This is a genomic window from Natrinema amylolyticum (genome assembly GCF_020515625.1).
Taxonomy (GTDB): Archaea; Halobacteriota; Halobacteria; order Halobacteriales; family Natrialbaceae; genus Natrinema; species Natrinema amylolyticum.
Window position 1 is genome coordinate 1,053,782 of sequence record NZ_JAIWPJ010000001.1, and the last position, 17,575, is coordinate 1,071,356.

The window sequence follows — 17,575 nt, forward strand, 5'->3', positions numbered from 1 at the left end:
GACAGGGTATGACGAGCATGGGAGAGAACAACAAGCAAGTAGAACGGAGGGTGTCATGCGATCGATCGTTCTGACGAAGGGCGTTCCGGACTTCTCGGAGGGAGCCGTCTCGTTCGACGAGGACGGTCACTTAGAGCGGGGGAAGACGCCGACGGTGATGAACCCGAACGACGAGTTCGCGCTGCAGGCTGCACTTCAAACGAAGGTCCGCCACGGCGGCCACGTTAGCGGGATGAGCATGGGGCCGCCGGGATACGGCGACGTCCTCCAGGGGGCGATGGAAACGGTCTACACCGACGACAGCTATCTCCTCTCGGATCGAGAACTCGCCGCCTCCGACACGTGGGCGACGGCGATCACGTTGAGCGCCGGCCTCGAGACGTATCAGGAGGAAGTCGCCGACATCGACCTCGTCTTTGCGGGGTTCAAGACGGCGGACGGAGAGACCGGCCAGACCGGGCCGCAGACGTGCTGGGCAATGGACTGGCCGATCGTCACACACGTCATCGCGCTCGACATCGACCCCGACGAGCGGACCCTGCGCGCGAAACGGCTCGTCGAAGGGGATATCGACGAGATCGAGACGGTCGAAGCGCCTTTGCCCTGTTTCGTCGTCACCGATCCCGAGTTCGAGCCGACCTATCGGAAGGCGTCCCATCGATTGACGCACAAAGAGCTCCGGGCCGAAACCGAGGAGCGGGCCGCCGAACACGACGACCATCTGACGACGTGGGATCACACCGATCTGAACCTCGATCCCGACTACATCGGGCTCGACGGCTCGCCCACGATCGTCTCCTCGGTCGATCCGATTCCCAAAGCACCGTCCGAGCGGGAGGCGACGATGATCGATCCCGACGACGGCATGGACGACGTCCTCGAGGAAATGCAACCCTACGCCGCGGGGGCGGGTGATTAGAATGACAGCACTAGATCCGAACGATCACACGGTCGACGAACTGACCGAGAAACTCGAGACGGTCGACGACGAGGACGAACTGCAGGCGATCCTCGAGGCCGAGCGGGCCGGCCAAGATCGAGCGACGGCCCGGGAAGCGGTCCACCGGCGGCTCGAGGAGATCGGTGCCGAAGCCGACGGCGTCGCGGGAGACACGGAGACCGAAGGCGAGTACGAGGAGACGAGAGAGGACGTCGGCGACGAAGCAGAGGGTGAGGAGGTAGACGAAGACGAAATCGACGAGTCGGAAACCGACGAATCGGAGACCGAGCCGGACGGAGCCGATGCGGAAGAGGCGGAGGAAGACGACGGGCTTTCCCACCCGACCCGCGACAAGAAACACGTCCGGGCGCTCGAGGACGGCGACTACGCGGACATGTGGATCTTCTGTGAGACCCAGGGCGGGGAGTTGCTCGACGTCTCGAAGGAGATGCTCGGGAAGGGCCGCGAACTGATGGATCAGTTCGAGGCGGACTACGGCGACGAGGAGGACGTCGTCGCGTTCCTGATGGGCGACGACTGCGAGGCCCTCGCCGAGGAGTGCATCGCGTACGGGGCCGACGTCGCGGTCTACCACGAGGACGAGCGCCTCGAGCGGTTCCTACACAAGCCCTACACTGAAATCGCGTCCCACATGGCTCGCGGCGAGGGGACCGTCGAGAGCACCGACTGGCGCGAGTACGACAAGCCGCGCTATATCCTGTTCCCGGCGACGAACAACGGCCGCGACCTCTCAGCGAAGGTCCAGGCCGAACTCGACTCCGGGCTGGCCTCGGACTGTTCGGACCTGTTCATCGAGGAAAACGAGATCTCGAACCCGGTCAAGACCGGCGAGCCCGGCGTCAAGAAGACCGTCGAGAAGGTCCTGCACATGAAGCGGCCCGACTTCTCGGGCTTCGAGTACTCGACGATCCTCTGTCTCGACAACCCGGATCGGGACTTCCATCCGCAGGGAGCGTCGGTCATCCCGGGCAGCTTCGAGCCGATGGAGCCGGACGCCGATCGCGAGGGACTGGTCGTCGAACACGAGATGGAGCTCCCCGACGACTGGTTCCGCGTCGAGATCACCGAGCACGATCAACTCGAGGCCGGTATCGATCTCACGGGCCACGACGTGATCGTCTGTCTCGGCCGCGGGATCGCGGACGATCCCACCGAGGGGATGGAGCTCGGCCTCGATCTGGTCGACGCGTTCGAGGACGCCGAACTCGGCATCACGCGGGGCATCGTCACCTCCTCCTATCAGTTCGAGGGTCACGTCGAGGCGTACTCGAAGGAGGAGCGCCAGATCGGCGAGACCGGTCAGGTCGTCGCGCCGGACGTCTACATCGCCGCCGGCGTCTCCGGCGCGGTCCAACACAAGGTCGGCATGGACGAGTCCGACACGATCATCGCGATCAACACCGATCCCGACGCCCGCATCAGGGACTTCAGCGACTACTTCGTCGAGGGGGACCTCTTTGAGGTCCTGCCGCGCCTAACCGAGGCGATAGAAGCGGGCGAGACGGATCTCGGGCCCGAGGCCGTCGCCGACGGAGGTGACGACGATGACTGACGACTACGAGCACTACGAGGCCGTCGTCGTCGGCTGTGGGCCCGGCGGGGCCGCTGCGGCCGCGCGGCTGGCCGATCACGGCGTCGAGACGCTCGTCTTAGAGCGGGGCACCGAGGCGGGCTCGAAGAACGTCTCCGGCGGGCTGATCTACGCCGAGGAGTCCGCACCGTACACGCTCGCGGACCTCTTCGACGGCTTCCGCGAGGAAGCGACCGAGCGTCCCGTCACGGACTACTACATCCACAACGTGGCCGGGAACAACGTCAAGACCTACGACCTGGCCGACCTCCACGAGCACGACACCGACTGGTGTGACGCCGTGCTCCGGCGGGAGATGGACTCCTGGCTCGAGCAGCGAGTCCACGAGAAGACGAGCGAGACCGGCGGCGGCGTCCTGACGAACGTTCGGGTGAACGGCCTGCTCCGCGAGGACGGGGAGATCGTCGGCGTGACGTGCGACGAACTTGATCCCATCGAGGCGGACCTGATCGTCGCGGCCGACGGCGTCAACTCCGAACTCGCCCGCGACGCCGGGCTGATGGACTGGGAGGAGCCCGAGGAGTGGTTCCAGGGCGTCAAGGCCGTCGTGGACATGGATCCCGACGCGATCGACGATCGGTTCGATATCGGTTCGGACGAGGGTGCCGCTCACCTGTTCTCGGGCGACCTCTTCGAGGACGTCCGCGGCGGCGGTTTCCTCTACACGAACGAGGACTCGCTCTCGATCGGGACCGTCTTCCACCTCGACAGTCTCGTCGAGCAGGAGGCCGAACCCCACGAACTGCTCGACGCCCTACTGACCCATCCGCTGCTGGCGGGCTGGTTCAAAAACGAGTATCACGAGCGGGAGTACGCGGCGAAACTCGTCCCCGACTCGAAGAAGGTCGCCCACCGAGAGCCTTACCGCGACCGCCTCGTCCTCGTCGGCGACGCCGCCGGCCAGATGCAGGCCCAGGGGCCGATCATCAAAGGGATGAACCACGCCGTCACCGCCGGCGCGCTCGCGGCCGACGCCTTCGCCGTCACCCGCGGCAACGGCGATCCCGAGGCCGCCGGCCGGCGATATACCGAGATGCTCGAGGACTCCGGCACGATGGACAAACTCCGGCCTCGGCGGTACGAACTCTCCCGGACCGTCGGCGAGCGCGACGCCGTGACGAACGCCGTCGAGCGAGTCCTCGAGTCGCCGATCGGCTCGCTCGCGGTCGGGAACCCGATCGCGGACCGTCTGCTGCAGCGGGCGTACAACTCGCCGTTCCTCGTGTCGATGCTGCCCGACACGAAGACCGGCTACGTCTCCCTGCCGACGCTGATCGCCGAGGAACACGGCAAGACGATCCACTGGGAGAACGATATCGAGCCGCCGAGCCTCGAGGAGCGCATCGGCGACCTCACCTACGACACCGACGTGGGCAACCCCCACATCGAACTCAGGGACGAGTCGTTCGACGCTAGCGGCGCGGCGGTCACCGCCTGCCCGGTCAGTGCACGGGACTTCGGCGGCGGCTGTTACCGCTCGGAAGCGGTCAAGACCAACGGTACCGAGGAGACGCTGGTCAGCCTCGACACCCAGCCCTGCGTCGAGTGTGGGACCTGTGCGATCGTCGCCGACACCGAGTGGGAACACCCCCGCGGCGGCAAGGGCGTCGAGTACCGCGAGGGATAGGATGAGTCGGTACGGTCCTCGAATCGCCGCGCTCGCGCGCCGCGCCGAGCGCGAGCGGGCGGCGTTCGACGACGGCTCCGGCCCGGCGGATTCGGCGGACGCGGTGACGGACCCCGACGACGCCGACGTCTACCTCCGAGAGGGCGCAGGACCGGCCATCTGGCTCTACGTCGAGGCCCGGACCGGCGGTCGCATGGTCCCGTTCACTCGCCCCGAACTCGCCGCCTTGGAGGACGCCATGAACCGCTGGTTCGAGTGTTACGCTCGCTGTCACGGCGTCGCCCTCGAGGCCGAGTTCACGGTCCGCGAAGCGGCCGAACTCCTGCTCGAGACGCGAAACGTCGTCGATACGGCCCAGTTGCTGACGCGCGTCCCGGAGCGAAACCCGGGGTTGAACCGCGACTGACGACGCCGTCTGTTCTCTCAGCGATAGTAGCCACTGAAACGATTTATATACTGATCACAACGCTGTCGTGCGATCAGATATGCAATGACTTTCAGTGGCTACTATAAGTGCGACGGCCGGAATCGGAAATCGGCGATAGCCCCTCTCAGACCGCCCCGTACTTGACTCCCACGCAGTAGACGGGTATTCGACTATTCCCGTTGAGCGCAAAGTCAACCTGATGGCACGAGACGATCGGTTATCCCGACGGCGAATGCTTCAGTTGACTGGTGTCGCGAGTTCGACGGCGTTCATCGCAGGCTGCGGCGGTGGTGGCGGTGGCAACGGTAACGGCAACGGTGGTAACGGTAACGGCGGTGGCAACGGTGGCGGTAACGGCGGCGGTAACGGCGGCGGCGGCGACGGGTTCGAGATCGAGCCCGGTACGACCATCGAGTTCAGCGGCCAGACCAGCCACTGGGAAGGTCTCGCACCCTCGTCGATCGAGGGCGAAGAGAACCCGACGCTCATCCTGCAAGAGGGCGAAGACTATACGATCGGCTGGACCGAGGGCAACAACCAGCCACACAACATCGAGATTCGCAACGACAGCGACGAAGTGATCGACGATCTCTCGACCGAAGTGGTCTCCGAGCCGGACGACAGCCAGATGCTCGACATCACGGCGAGCAGCGAGATGGCCACGTACGTCTGCCAGCCCCACGAGACCCAGATGGTCGGTGATCTGCAGATCGGTGGCGGCAGCGGCGGCGGCGGTAACGGTGGCGGCAACGAGACCGAAGGCAACGAAACTGAAGGAAACGAAACCAGTGGCAACGAGACTGAAGGCAACGAAACCGGTGGCAACGAGACTGAAGAGAACGAGAGCGAGTGATCGGTTCCGTTCGGTGGGATGCGTTCCGGGAACGCCTCAGTAGATGAGTTCGTCGTCGTTCTCGACCATGTACAGGGTCCGCGCGGCGATGTTGACGGTGTGATCGCCGACGCGCTCTAAGTCACGAATCGTCAACAGGAGCCGCGAGACGTCCTGCAAGATCTGTTCGACCTCGTCGGCCGACTCGAGTTCACGCTCGATGAGGTCCCGGACGACGATCTCGCTGGCTCGTTCGGCGAACTGGTCGAGTTCGTCGTCACGGGCGGCCAGTTCCCGACACGTATCGGTGTCCTCGGTGTCGTAGGCGAGCATCGCATCCTCGAGCATATCGAGGGTCAGTTCGCCCATCTCCTGGACGTCGACGTCGGGGAACAGGTCCCGTTCGGCGTCCATCGTGTACTCGCCGAGGTTGGTCGCGAGGTCGGCGATCCGCTCTAAGTCGGTGATGATCTTGAACGAAGCAGCGATGAACCGCAGGTCGCTCGCGACCGGCTGCTGAAGCGCGAGCAGGTCGATGCAGTCCTGTTCGAGGTCGAGATACATCCGGTTGATCTCGCCGTCGCCCTCGATCACTTCTCGGGCGAGGTCTTCGTCTTTCTGCTCGAGCGCGTCCAGTCCCATGCGAAGCCGTTCCATGACGACCTCGCTCATGTAGAGGACGTCCTCACGGAGCTCCGTGAGCTTATCTTGGTACGATTGTCTGGCCATACCTGTGAAAGCTCGCTCGTCACTGATAAAGACTGCGTGCGAACCCCCTCTCACCGCCGGAACGGGGTCAAGAGCACTATGGTGACTTCCGAGCTCGTCGAACCGCTGGGGTCTTCTCAAAGAGACGACTGAGCTCGGAGACGAGACCGGGGAGGGGCCTCGATCGGTACCGGTGATTCGCGATGTGAGGGCCGGTACAGCCACGGCGCGGAGACAACCGGACCGACGAGGCCGGTCAAGCGATCGCGTTATCGGAACCACTCGAGTCCCGGTCTCGGAGCGGACACGGGCACTCGATACTCGAAATCGTGTTTCATAGCGAGCAGTCCGCCGAGGATCACGGTCACTGCGACGGCCGCCGTGAGGGTATTGAGGAGCAGCCAATCGAACGACGCCCCGTACAGCGTGTCGTCGACGGGAGCGAGTAGGCGGACGCCACCGCTCAGGAGATCCATCACGATATGGGAGCCGAATCCGACGGCGGCGGCGCGCCACGGACCGAAGTACGAGAGCAGCCCGACGACGACGACCCCGACCAGAAGCGAGTGTGTCAGTGCCCGATGGCTCCAGAGAAGGCTCTCTCCGTACCCGATATCGGCCAACAGCGGAAAGATGACGATATCGATGTCGGGGAAGGCGGCGGCGAGCGCCGCCACGAGATACGGTTCGGGCCGTTCGGCTCGAAAGAGCAGCAATACCAATGCTAGACTCAGCAGGATATGGACCCCGTCGGCGACCATCGTTCATCCACCCATGTTATGTCGGATAATAAGCGACATGGTCAGGGAGAGACACTTATTCGCCCGCGAAACTGTTCAATTCGACTCATTCGAAATATCGGATTCGAATGAGAAAGGCGACGGGAGGACGCTTCCGATGGAAAACCAAACCGACCGCGCGACCGACCTACCCGAACTTGCCGGTGATGTAGTCCTCGACGCGGTCGTGCTCGGGGTTCTCGAAGATCTTGTCGGTGTCGTCGAACTCCACGAGTTCCCCGCCGGTCAGGAAGACCGCCGTCTTATCGGAGATGCGGGCGGCCTGTTGCATGTTGTGGGTGACGATCACGACCGTGTACTCCTCGGCGAGGTCCTCGATCAGGTCCTCGATCTTCGAGGTCGCGACCGGATCGAGTGCGGACGCGGGCTCGTCCATCAGGATCACGTCCGGGTCCGGCGCGATCGCCCGTGCGATACAGAGCCGCTGTTGCTGGCCGCCCGAGAGGTCCAGCCCGCTCGAGTCGAGTTGATCTTTCACTTCGTCCCAGAGCGCGGCCCGACGGAGCGCTTCTTCGACGACCTCGTCGTGGTCGCCGCTGATCCCTTGGACGTTCAATCCGTAGGCGACGTTGTCGTAGATGCTCTTGGGGAACGGGTTCGGCGCCTGAAACACCATGCCGATCTTGCGCCGGAGGACGACTGGATCGACGTCGTCGTCGTAGACGTTCTTTCCTTCGAAGAGGAGTTCGCCCTCGACCCGTGCGGCGTCCACGAGGTCGTTCATCCGATTGATACACCGCAGGAAGGTCGATTTCCCACAGCCTGACGGACCGATAATCGCCGTCACCTTCTCGGCCGGAATTTCGATGTCGATCGACTGCAGCGCCTGCACGTCGTCGTAGAACACGTCGAGATCGCGTGATTCGATCACTGCCCGAGTCGCGTCGCCGGACGGGCTCGTGCGGCCGTCGATGTCGATCGACGAATCGACGAGGGGTTCGGTCGTCGGATCGGATCCCTCGAGGTCGTTACTTGCGAGGCTCTCACGCCCCCCATCGGTCGATTGGGTGTCAGTGCGGCTGTCCGAGTCGGTCATTGGATCTTGTGTCATGGGTCAGTCCCTGCGTTGATACTTGTTGCGGATGATGATGGCGGCGCCGTTCATCAGGAGGAGGACGACCAACAGCGTGACGACGCCGGCCGCGAGGACGCCGTGTTGGAACGCTGCGTCGATCTCGCTCGACCAGGTGTAGATCTGTCGAGGCATCGCGCTGAACTTGTTCGTGAACGACGTCGGCGCGATGCGAACGACCGCTGGTGCGCCGATAATGAGCAACGGAGCCGTCTCGCCGATCGCCCGTCCCATCGCGAGGATGTTGCCCGTCATGATTCCCGGCAGCGCCTCCGGGAGAACGACGTTACGAGTCGTCTGCCATTTCGTCGCTCCCATTCCGTACGACGCCTGTCGCATCGAGTCGGGAACGGCACTGATCGCTTCCTGCGAAGAGATGATGACGATCGGGAGGATCAGCAATCCGACGGTAAATCCGCCGACGAGGGCGGTCCCGGAACCGAGCCCGCCTCGTCGAATGAACAGCGCCAGCCCGAGAACCCCGTAGACGACGGACGGGACGCCGGCGAGGTTACCGATGTTGACTTCGATCAGATCGACGAGACGACCCCAGCGTCCCCGCTCCGGGGCGTATTCCTCGAGATAGACGGCCGCTCCGACGCCGACGGGGAACGCGGAGATGACGATGACGAGCAACATCATCACCGAACCGACCAGCGGCGGATAGAAGCCCGCGTCTTCGGGCGTTCTCGACGGAGCACTCGTGAGGAACCCCCAGTCGAGCCACGGGTTCGGACCGGTGAACCCGAGCGCGTCAGTGATGATCACGCCCGCGATGATACCGCCGCCGACGAGCACCGGGAACGCGAGCCCGGCGACGCCGGTTCGACGGCGAACGACGCTTTCGACGTAGAGACCGACCGGAACGCCGGTGATCGTCACGAGCAGCATCCAGACGAACGGGCTGAGGCCGACGGCGGGAGCGATCCCGAGGCCCGCTGCCGCCCCCACGACGGTTAATGCCGCAGCAACAGCGCCGTCGCGGTCGCTCTCGCGCTGTCGGCGGACGAACCAGCCGACGGCGAGCGAGACGGGCCCGACGAACGAGCCCAACAACGCGAGCGACTGCGTCGGCAACATCGGCAGGGAGAGAATGACGTCGGGAACGAACCAGAGTGAGAGGGCCGGAGCGCCAAGGACGACTGCGAGTCGCTCGAGGTCAGCCTCCGGTCGAAGCCGGCCGTGCGCGTACACGATCGGGGCGGCGGCGACGAGTGCGACGAGAATCGAGAGCCACAGATAGACGCTGACGATGTGTTCGAAGGTGATGAACACGCCACCGGTGAGCAGGAGAGCGACGACCGGCAGCCCGAGTGCGATGGTCGCGGTCTCGCCGGCCCTCGTGTCGCGGGTATAGTAGTATCCGATCGCGATCAGTGCGGGGAGAAGAACCGTCGCGGCGAACGTGAGGAGCCAGCCGGGATCGGCCGAAAGCGGTTGGAACGCGTCGTTCGCGACGTACAGGAGGAGAACGAAGACCGAGAGCAGCGCGAGCAGGGTCGCGCCGAGACAGAGGGCCTTGAACGTCTGGCCGCGAACACGGCTGACTGCCTCGTTCGCGCCGTACCACGTTCCGGGACGCTGGTCGGTCGCCATTATCGATCCGCCTCCGTCGTTTCGTCGGTTCCAATCATTGGTACTCCTCCTGATAGCGTGCTGCGACGTAGTCGCTCGCGAGGTTCATCGCGAACGTGATCGTAAACAGCGTCAGTCCGAGAGCGAACATGCTCAGATACGTCGACGAGCCACCCGTCGCGTCGCTCGTCACCGCGTTGACCATCCCTGCGGTCATCGGCTGACCCGAACTGAGCAAGTTGTCGAGCGGGTTCGAGAAGTTGAACATCCGCGGTCGCAGGCCCGCAGCCATGACGACGATCATGGTTTCGCCGATCGCCCGGGAAAGCGCGAGGATGAACGATGAGAAGATACCGGAGACGGCCGCCGGGATGACGATCCCGGTCGACACCTCGTACTTCGTCGCACCCATTCCGTACCCCGCTTGCCGGAGCGAGTCCGGGACGGAACTCATCGCGTCCTCTGACAGCGACGATACCATCGGGATGATCATTATCCCGACCATGATCGACGCGCTCAACAGATTGAACGTACTCACTGGAATCCCGACCCACTGCAGCGCAGGGGTCAAATAAACGAGGGCGAGGTACCCGTACACAACCGTCGGGATCCCGGCGAGCACTTCCAGCGCTGGTTTCAGAACGGATCGCATACGGGCACTCGCGTACTCGCTGAGGTAGACGGCGGCCGCGACGCCGATCGGCATCGAAACGATCGCCGACACGACGGTGATTATCAGCGTCGCAGTCACGAGCGGCCAGACGCCGTAGGTACCGCTGTCGCCACGGACGAACCACTCGGTCTCGGTGAAGAACTCGACCGGAGAGACCAGTCTGAAGAATGCGATCGCGTCGGTCGCGAGCGTGAAAATAATGCTCGCCGTGACGAACACCGTCAACGCAGCGCAGCCGAACAACAGCCACTTGTAGACGCGTTCTTTGACGACTCGACCCGACGATGACCGCGTCAGGTCGACGTCTATCGATCGCTCACTCATTGATAGGGGGTAATTGGATGACCATCGTGAATCGTTCGGTTCGCCGCGCTCAGTTCACTGCGCTCTCGAGCTTCTCGAGGTTCGACTGAACCTGGTCTTCGCTCGCCGGAACGTAACCGACGTCGCTGACGGTATCGGTCGACGACTGTTCGATGTAGAACTCCACGAAGTCGTAGACCGGATCTCGCTGGAGCGATTCCTGACTGACGTAGATGTACAGCGGCCGTGCCATCGGGTACGAGCCGGACTGTGCGGCATCGAGGCTCGGCGGGGTACAGTCGCCGTCTTCGCTTTCGCGAATTTCGAGCGCCTTTAGATCGGCCTCGTTCTCTCGGTAGTACGCGTAGCCGAAGTACCCGATCGCGTTTTCGGTCGACGAGATGCCCTGGACGAGCTCGTTGTCGTTTTCCGTGCTCTCGTACTGCGTGACGTGACTTCCGTCGTCGCCGATCACGTTGCTCGTGAACCAGTCGAACGTTCCCGAGGTGGACGGCGGACCGAAGCGTTCGATCTCCGTATCTGGCCAGTCGGAATTGACCTCGGACCACGTTTCAGCACCGCCTTCGCTCCAGATCTGGGCGAGTTCGTCGTAGCTGATGCAGTCGATTGGAGAGTCGTTGTGAACGGCCACGGTGAGTGCGTCGGCACCGATCTGGAACTCAAGAGGCTCGACGCCGTTGTCCTGACAGGTCTGGCGTTCCGCGTCCTGGATCTGTCGTGATGCGCCGTTGATGTCGGAGTCGCCCGGACAGAAATTGTTGCTGAACCCGCCACCGGTCCCGGTCGAGTCGGTGGTGACGTTGATACCGTCGTTTTCGGCCATGAACGCCTCGGCGAGCGTGTCAGAAACCGGGAACACCGTACTGCTCCCCGTAACGATGACGCGCTCGTTTTCACCGTCACCGGTGTTTTCGGTACAGCCGGCGAGCGACAGTGCGCTTACTGTTCCCGTCGCAGCGAGGAACTTCCGTCGAGAGAACGAGCGAACTGAACGGTCCGTCTGCGTATCAGTCATTACGTGAAGGTTCGACCCTATATAGAAATACGATGCTATGTTAGCTATATAGGTCTACATACTCGGCCATAGCTACGGATGGCCCGGGCCCCGTCCCGAAATTCGGCCCGTTGAGGGCCTTCGGGCCCTTTTTCGACGATACGAGAAACGGGAATGGTACATATTATTATATAACCGAGTATAGAGATGAGATACTATAGATTTCATAAAACTATAGTGGTCGATCGGCAGTCGCTGACGATCACTCGTTCAACGCCCGGGAGACGATTATTCCTCGGAAAATCGACCGTACAGATTTAGTCGCTCGAGAACCGATCGACGGAAGCCGCTATCTGGCGCAGAATCGGTCATCGTCCGGAGTCGAATCCCTATGCGTCGACGATTTCCGCGAGTGTCCTCAGGTTCGCCTCGGCCTGCTCGTCGCTCGCGGGCACGTAACTGACCTCCTCGGCGATCCAGTCGGCCGTCGAGTTCTCGAGGTAGAATCGGACAAACTCGCGGACCTCCTCGCGCTGGAGGGCCTCCGCGGAGGGGTAGACGAACAGCGGACGGGCCATCGGGTACGTCCCGTCACTGGCCGCCTGCAGGCTCGGTTCCCCGCAGGCGTCGCCCTCGTTCGCTTTGATATCGAGCGCGGTGACCCGGTCTTCGTTCTCCGCGTAGTAAGAGAAGCCGAAATAGCCCATCGCGTACGGGCTCTCCTCGAGCCCCTGGATGATGGTCGTGTCGTCTTCGGTGCCGACGTAGTCGCTCCGATGGGTGCCGACCTCGCTGACGACGGTCTGGGTGAACCAGTCGTACGTTCCGGACGTCGTGTCGGGGCCGTAGAGTTCGAACTCCTCGTCGGGCCAGTCCGGGTCGATCTCGGCCCACGTCTCAGCACCGTCCTCGCTCCAGATCCGGGCCAGTTCGTCGAACGACAGACAGTCCGCCCACGTGTTTTCGGTACTGACGGCCATCGTCAGCGCGTCGCCCGCGATCTGCATCTCGACCGGCGTGACGTCGTTTTCCGCGCAGTGGTTTTTCTCCGTGGACTTGATTCGCCGGGACGCACCGTTGATATCCGAATCGCCCGGACAGAAGTGCCGCTCGAACCCGCCGCCGCTTCCGGTCGATTCGACCGTGACGGTCACTCCCGGATTCGCCGCCATGAAGCGGGCGGCCATCTCATCGGAAATCGGATAGACCGTACTCGAGCCCGTGACTGTCACTTCGCCCGAGAGTTCCTCGTTCCCCTCGGGTTCGCCCTGATCGGTGGTCTCGGACTCGTCATCGTCGTCGGTATCGGACCCGAGACAGCCACCGAGCGCCGTCGCGCTTCCCACACCTGTCGCCGTAATGAATTGCCGCCGCGAAACCCCCTGGAGAGCCCCATCGAACTTGTCTGTTCTCATCACGTGAACGACACGGAAGCATATAAAAATACGATGCTATGTGTCGTATATATCGATCAATAGCTCCTCATTCGGGCGTGACATCCGCCTCGCAGTGAACGACGAGGCTTCCCGTACTGTACGGTTAGATTTCGCCGGCCGACGGTCTAATCGGTTTCCTCGGTGGTCACTCGAGAATATTCGTCCGGTGCCGGTCCGCTCAACGATGGTTCCCGATGAATCACAGCAATTCCGTTCGACCGACGGTCACGGTCACGCGAGTAACTCTTCGCTACTCTCGAGCGCGTACAACGTCCGGGCCGCCACGTTGACCGCGTGATCGCCGACGCGCTCGAGGTCACGGACGATCACGAACGTTCGCGAGACGTCCGTGAGTACGTCCTCTATCGGCCGGTCGTCGGACGCGTTCCGGCTCGGCCGTCTGCCGATTCGACCGTTGCCGTCGATGCGGACGTCGATGAGAGTCTGGACGATACGCTCCATCACGATGGCACACCGGTCGTCGAGTTCGTCGTCTCGCTCGGCGACCGCGAAACAGGCCGCGGCGTCGTCCGTCACGAACGCGTCGATCGCGCCTTCGAGCTGCTCGAGTGCGAGTGCTGCGATCCGTTCGAAGTCGACGTCGGGAAGCGTCGGCGCGGTTTCGGTCGAATCCACCGTATACCCCGCCAGGTTGGTCGCGAGATCGCCCACCCGCTCGAGATCGGTGACGATCTGAAAGGCGGCGACGACGAATCGGAGGTCACCGGCGACGGGCTGGTACAACGCGAGTAGGTCGAGACACTCGTGTTCGATGTCGAGATAGCGATCGTTGACCGCATCGTCGCCGGCGATTACCTCGCTGGCGAGCGTTCGATCGTCGGTGAACAGCGCGGTGATGGCGTCGGCGAGTCGCTCGGCGACCAGATCGCCCATCGCGACGACCGCCTCGCGGAGGCGCTCGAGGCGCTCCCGGTAGCCCGGTCGGGTCATCACCCGAACTTGCCGGTGACGTAGTCCTCGACGCGCTGGCTCTCCGGGTTCTCGAAGATCTTGTCGGTGTCATCGAACTCGACGAGTTCGCCACCGGTCAGGAAGACCGCCGTCTGATCGGAGATCCGGGCGGCCTGTTGCATGTTGTGCGTGACGACGACCACCGTGTACTCCTCGGCCAACTCCTCGATCAGGTCCTCGATCTTCGCGGTCGCGATCGGATCCAGAGCGGAGGCCGGCTCGTCCATCAGGATGACCTCGGGATCGACGGCGAGACAGCGGGCGATACACAGCCGCTGTTGCTGACCGCCCGAGAGGCCCAGCGCGTTGTCGTCGAGTCGGTCGCTGACCTCCTCCCAGAGGGCCGCCTGTTCGAGACACCGCTGGACGAGTTTCCGTTCCCGCTCGCTCGAGTCGTCTCCGAGCAGCCGCGCGAGGAGCCCGGTTTCGATGTCGCCGTGCTTGCGCGGGCCGTAGGCGATGTTGTCCCGAATCGTTTTGGGGAACGGGTTCGGAGACTGGAACACCATCCCGACGCGTTTGCGGAGTTCGACGAGATCGAGACCGTCCTGATAGATCTCTTCGCCCTCGAGTTCGACCGAACCGTCGACGCTGGCGCTCTTGATCCGGTCGTTCATCCGGTTGAGACACCGAAGGAACGTGGACTTCCCACAGCCTGAGGGGCCGATGAGCGCGGTCACGCTGTTCTCGGGGATGTCCATGGTGATTCCCTGGAGCGCCTGTTCGTCGCCGTAGTAGACGTCCAGGTCCTCGACCGAGAGCTTCGGTTCGCCCCGGAACTCGTAGTCGGTCCACTCCGTCTGTGTCTCCTCCTGGGACTCGCCGGCCGTGGTCTGCGTGACGGCGTCGGCCGATCGGACGTCCCGATTCGATTCCGCCGGATCGTGGCTCGCGTTTTGCGTATTGCTCATGCTTGTAGTTTCTTTCTGAAGTATATCCGCGTGGTAATTCCGATCACGTAGAACGACAGGACGACCAACAGGAGGACGAACGCGGTCGCCCATCCGTATCCCGGATCGTCGCCGACGACGCCCGTCGTGATCGCACCGTACAGCTGGTAGGGGAGCGCGCTCGAGCCGCTCAACAACGCCTCGTTGACGATGAACGGCGGCGAGGTCGTGAGTTCGAACGATCCCATGATCGCCGGTGCCGAACTCCGCTGGGGGTTGTCGGCGGTGACGATCAGGATCGGCGCCGTCTCCCCGGCGATGCGGCCGATGCCGATGATGATTCCGGTAACGATTCCGGGCATCGCCGAGGGTATCGTGACGGCCTTGATCGTCTCCCACTTGGAGACGCCCAGCGCCGCGCTGGCGTCCCGGTAGTCGTCGGGGACGCTCTTGATCGCCTCGCGGCTCGTGATGAGCACGAGCGGGAGCAGCATGAACCCGAGGACGATCATCCCGGCCAGCAGGCTCGTGTTGTTCCCGAGTCGCGGGACCAGAAACGCGTAGCCGAACAGGCCGAAGACGACGCTGGGCGTGCTCCAGAGCCCGTTCGTCGCGATGTCGATCACGCTCGTGAACCGCCCCTCCTCGGCGTACTCGGTCAGGAATATCGCTGCGCCGACCCCGAGGGGAACGGCCATCACGAGGGCGCCGACGACGAGCCAGAACGTGCCGATGATCGCCGGATAGATCCCCTTCTGATCGAGGACCACGTCGTAGCCGTCCATTACGAACGGCCAGTGGAAGTGCAGTCCCGGACCCATCTCGATACCGTCGACTGCATACCAGAACCCGTTCTTGACGATGAAGGCGATCAGCAGGAGTAAGACCAACAGGATGAGCGCGGCGTTCGCGCCGATCAGGAAGAACGCCCCTGCCTGTCGACCCGCCGCGCCGAACCCTTCGAAGGCGTTTGCCGCGGCCCACGCCGTGACGAAACCGGTGACGATCGCTAGCAGCGGAATGAGGACGGTCCCGTTGAACGTCACGCCGAACCCCGCCGGACTCCAGGCCCAAGCGGGCGTCAGTACGTCGAACAGGATCAGACCGCCGATGACGACCGAAAACAGGCCGGCGGGGACAGTCACGCCGAGATCCTCTCGTGCGAACACGATCGCACCGGCGACCGTGAGGCCGGCGGTCAGCGCGAGGGGCGCCCACACGAGACGACCGAATCCGAACGTCTGTGACGTGATCAGCCCGACCCCGCTGAACGCGACGAACCCGAACCCGCCCGCGACGCCGAGGCCGGCCGATCTGTCCGGGGTCGTCTCGACGACGCCGTATCGGGAGCCGACGCCGACAGCGAGGAGACAGCCGCCGGAGACGAACAACAGCGCCGTCAGCACAGTCTCCAGCCCGATACCGAGGACCGTCGATCCGAGGGAGCGTTGTCCGGCCAGCGCGAGGCCGCCGACGACGAACGCCGCGAGGAACGTCGCGATCGGAACGATCGAAAGTCCGGCCAGCGTGGCCGAATACTCGACAGCTAACGGGTTCCGCGACTGGTTTCGTAGAGTGCGTTCGCTCATAGTTCACCTCCGAGCTTCCGTTTGACGCGCGCCTCGATCAGCTGGGCAGTGATACTCAACGCCATCACGGTCAGAAACAGGATCACGCCGGCAGCGAACAGCGCCTGCATGTGGAGGCCGTGTGCGTTACCGTACTGACTGGCGATGAGGCTGGTCAGCGTCACCGTGTTGCCGAAGACGTTGTAGAGCGGCTCCGGTAACTGCATCACGTTCCCCAGAATGACGGTCGCGGCCATCGTCTCGCCGACGGCGCGGCCGACGCCGAGCAACACCGCGGCCGAAATTCCCGAGAAGGACGCGGGAAGGGTGACGCTCTTGATCGTCTGCCACTCCGTCGCGCCGATCGCGACGGCCCCGTCTTTCATGTGATCGGGCACGCTCGAGATGGCGTCCTCGGCGACCGATGCGACCGTCGGGAGCGCCATCAACCCGACGACGACGCCGACGACGACGATGCTGCCGCTCGAGGTGAGGCCGAAGTTGTCCATCATGTAGCCGTTGATGATCGTAAACCCGATGAACCCGTAGACGATCGAGGGGATTCCGGCGAGCGTTTCGACGGCCGGTTTCACGATCTCGTGTGCCCACGACGGTGCGATCTCGCTGATGAAGATCGCCGAGGCGACTCCGAGCGGAGCGGCGACGAGCGTCGCCAGGATGGTCGTCAGGACGGTGCCCCAGATGGCGGGATACAGCGAGTATCTGTCGTCACCGCGGCTCCAGTAGTTCCCGTTCGTGTAGAGGATGTCGAGTCCCATCCGTTCGAACGCGGGAAACGAGCGGAGAAACAGGTACGCAGTGATGAGCACGAGGACGAGCGCCGTCGAAATGGTCGCGAGGAACATCAGTCCCTTCGCGGTCGTCTCTTGGTGTGCGAACCAGCCGTACACGGCCACCACGAGAAACGCGAAGACGAAAAACACCGTCACTCCCGGAGCGAATAGAAAGCTCAGTAGCGAAGCCACCAACGCAGCGCCACCCGCGACGAGGACGGGCGATCGCCCGCCGTCTGCGTTGCGGTCATCGATACCCGACGAATCACTCGTTCGTAATGAATTCAACATTGGTGAATCAGTTCGTACAGTTGCGAAAGCAGTAGACGTC

Annotated in this window: 16 protein-coding genes; 5 read left to right on the plus strand and 11 right to left on the minus strand. The window is 63.3% G+C overall.

The annotated features are described in order from the left end of the window. Positions 1-55: 55 nt before the first annotated feature. From LDH66_RS05125 to LDH66_RS05145, 5 genes are all read left to right on the plus strand, one after another. On the plus strand, positions 56-919 hold the full coding sequence (locus tag LDH66_RS05125) for an electron transfer flavoprotein subunit beta/FixA family protein (protein ID WP_226479990.1): 864 nt from the start codon (positions 56-58) through the stop codon (positions 917-919). Position 920: 1 nt separating this feature from the next. After that, positions 921-2,513 (plus strand): electron transfer flavoprotein subunit alpha/FixB family protein, encoded by a 1,593-nt coding sequence (locus LDH66_RS05130; protein WP_226479991.1) that lies wholly within the window; start codon positions 921-923, stop codon positions 2,511-2,513. Beyond that, positions 2,506-4,179, plus strand: coding sequence for an FAD-dependent monooxygenase (locus LDH66_RS05135; RefSeq protein ID WP_226479992.1), 1,674 nt, complete (start codon positions 2,506-2,508; stop codon positions 4,177-4,179). The genes LDH66_RS05130 and LDH66_RS05135 overlap by 8 nt, the downstream gene beginning before the upstream one ends. A 1-nt stretch (position 4,180) precedes the next feature. After that, complete coding sequence (locus tag LDH66_RS05140; RefSeq protein WP_226479993.1) at positions 4,181-4,585, plus strand: DUF8055 family protein; 405 nt, start codon at positions 4,181-4,183, stop codon at positions 4,583-4,585. A 253-nt stretch (positions 4,586-4,838) separates the two neighbouring features. Further along, positions 4,839-5,459, plus strand: a complete 621-nt coding sequence (locus tag LDH66_RS05145) for a plastocyanin/azurin family copper-binding protein (protein WP_226480946.1) — start codon at positions 4,839-4,841, stop codon at positions 5,457-5,459. A gap of 36 nt (positions 5,460-5,495) precedes the next feature. On the opposite strand, the gene phoU (LDH66_RS05150) is transcribed toward LDH66_RS05145, so the two are convergent. From phoU (LDH66_RS05150) to pstC (LDH66_RS05200), 11 genes are all read right to left on the minus strand, one after another. Beyond that, positions 5,496-6,167 (minus strand): phosphate signaling complex protein PhoU, encoded by a 672-nt coding sequence (gene phoU, locus LDH66_RS05150; RefSeq protein ID WP_226479994.1) that lies wholly within the window; start codon positions 6,165-6,167, stop codon positions 5,496-5,498. A 248-nt stretch (positions 6,168-6,415) separates the two neighbouring features. Then, positions 6,416-6,907: a metal-dependent hydrolase gene (locus LDH66_RS05155; RefSeq protein ID WP_226479995.1), complete on the minus strand. Its 492-nt coding sequence runs from the start codon at positions 6,905-6,907 to the stop codon at positions 6,416-6,418. A gap of 166 nt (positions 6,908-7,073) precedes the next feature. Further along, entirely contained in the window at positions 7,074-7,997 is a 924-nt protein-coding gene (gene pstB / locus LDH66_RS05160; protein ID WP_425492887.1) for a phosphate ABC transporter ATP-binding protein PstB, read from the minus strand. A 3-nt stretch (positions 7,998-8,000) separates the two neighbouring features. Then, positions 8,001-9,614 (minus strand): phosphate ABC transporter permease PstA, encoded by a 1,614-nt coding sequence (gene pstA / locus LDH66_RS05165; RefSeq protein ID WP_226479996.1) that lies wholly within the window; start codon positions 9,612-9,614, stop codon positions 8,001-8,003. 34 nt (positions 9,615-9,648) lie between these two features. Further along, positions 9,649-10,590 carry a phosphate ABC transporter permease subunit PstC gene (gene pstC / locus LDH66_RS05170; protein ID WP_226479997.1) on the minus strand — a complete coding sequence of 314 codons (942 nt, stop codon included), beginning with the start codon at positions 10,588-10,590 and terminating at the stop codon, positions 9,649-9,651. A gap of 49 nt (positions 10,591-10,639) precedes the next feature. Beyond that, on the minus strand, positions 10,640-11,605 hold the full coding sequence (locus tag LDH66_RS05175) for a phosphate ABC transporter substrate-binding protein PstS family protein (RefSeq protein WP_226479998.1): 966 nt from the start codon (positions 11,603-11,605) through the stop codon (positions 10,640-10,642). A gap of 368 nt (positions 11,606-11,973) precedes the next feature. Then, positions 11,974-12,999: a PstS family phosphate ABC transporter substrate-binding protein gene (locus LDH66_RS05180; protein ID WP_226479999.1), complete on the minus strand. Its 1,026-nt coding sequence runs from the start codon at positions 12,997-12,999 to the stop codon at positions 11,974-11,976. Positions 13,000-13,251: 252 nt separating this feature from the next. Then, positions 13,252-13,971, minus strand: a complete 720-nt coding sequence (gene phoU, locus LDH66_RS05185; protein ID WP_226480000.1) for a phosphate signaling complex protein PhoU — start codon at positions 13,969-13,971, stop codon at positions 13,252-13,254. Then, the gene (gene pstB, locus LDH66_RS05190) at positions 13,971-14,903 is read right to left on the minus strand and encodes a phosphate ABC transporter ATP-binding protein PstB (protein ID WP_226480001.1); all 933 of its coding nucleotides are present in this window, start codon (positions 14,901-14,903) and stop codon (positions 13,971-13,973) included. The genes phoU (LDH66_RS05185) and pstB (LDH66_RS05190) overlap by 1 nt, the downstream gene beginning before the upstream one ends. Beyond that, positions 14,900-16,471 (minus strand): phosphate ABC transporter permease PstA, encoded by a 1,572-nt coding sequence (gene pstA / locus LDH66_RS05195; protein ID WP_226480002.1) that lies wholly within the window; start codon positions 16,469-16,471, stop codon positions 14,900-14,902. The genes pstB (LDH66_RS05190) and pstA (LDH66_RS05195) overlap by 4 nt, the downstream gene beginning before the upstream one ends. Continuing rightward, on the minus strand, positions 16,468-17,535 hold the full coding sequence (gene pstC, locus LDH66_RS05200) for a phosphate ABC transporter permease subunit PstC (RefSeq protein WP_264182206.1): 1,068 nt from the start codon (positions 17,533-17,535) through the stop codon (positions 16,468-16,470). Before pstC (LDH66_RS05200) ends, pstA (LDH66_RS05195) begins: the two co-directional genes overlap by 4 nt. Positions 17,536-17,575 lie beyond the last annotated feature (40 nt).

Bases quoted from the DNA above. Each gene is read 5' to 3' on its own strand.
- LDH66_RS05125 (WP_226479990.1), top strand. From the start codon at position 56: ATGCGATCGATCGTTCTGACGAAGGGCGTTCCGGACTTCTCGGAGGGA.
- LDH66_RS05130 (WP_226479991.1), top strand. From the start codon at position 921: ATGACAGCACTAGATCCGAACGATCACACGGTCGACGAACTGACCGAG.
- LDH66_RS05135 (WP_226479992.1), top strand. From the start codon at position 2,506: ATGACTGACGACTACGAGCACTACGAGGCCGTCGTCGTCGGCTGTGGG.
- LDH66_RS05140 (WP_226479993.1), top strand. From the start codon at position 4,181: ATGAGTCGGTACGGTCCTCGAATCGCCGCGCTCGCGCGCCGCGCCGAG.
- LDH66_RS05145 (WP_226480946.1), top strand. From the start codon at position 4,839: ATGCTTCAGTTGACTGGTGTCGCGAGTTCGACGGCGTTCATCGCAGGC.
- phoU (WP_226479994.1), bottom strand. From the start codon at position 6,167: ATGGCCAGACAATCGTACCAAGATAAGCTCACGGAGCTCCGTGAGGAC.
- LDH66_RS05155 (WP_226479995.1), bottom strand. From the start codon at position 6,907: ATGGTCGCCGACGGGGTCCATATCCTGCTGAGTCTAGCATTGGTATTG.
- pstB (WP_425492887.1), bottom strand. From the start codon at position 7,997: ATGACACAAGATCCAATGACCGACTCGGACAGCCGCACTGACACCCAA.
- pstA (WP_226479996.1), bottom strand. From the start codon at position 9,614: ATGGCGACCGACCAGCGTCCCGGAACGTGGTACGGCGCGAACGAGGCA.
- pstC (WP_226479997.1), bottom strand. From the start codon at position 10,590: ATGAGTGAGCGATCGATAGACGTCGACCTGACGCGGTCATCGTCGGGT.
- LDH66_RS05175 (WP_226479998.1), bottom strand. From the start codon at position 11,605: ATGACTGATACGCAGACGGACCGTTCAGTTCGCTCGTTCTCTCGACGG.
- LDH66_RS05180 (WP_226479999.1), bottom strand. From the start codon at position 12,999: ATGAGAACAGACAAGTTCGATGGGGCTCTCCAGGGGGTTTCGCGGCGG.
- phoU (WP_226480000.1), bottom strand. From the start codon at position 13,971: ATGACCCGACCGGGCTACCGGGAGCGCCTCGAGCGCCTCCGCGAGGCG.
- pstB (WP_226480001.1), bottom strand. From the start codon at position 14,903: ATGAGCAATACGCAAAACGCGAGCCACGATCCGGCGGAATCGAATCGG.
- pstA (WP_226480002.1), bottom strand. From the start codon at position 16,471: ATGAGCGAACGCACTCTACGAAACCAGTCGCGGAACCCGTTAGCTGTC.
- pstC (WP_264182206.1), bottom strand. From the start codon at position 17,535: ATGTTGAATTCATTACGAACGAGTGATTCGTCGGGTATCGATGACCGC.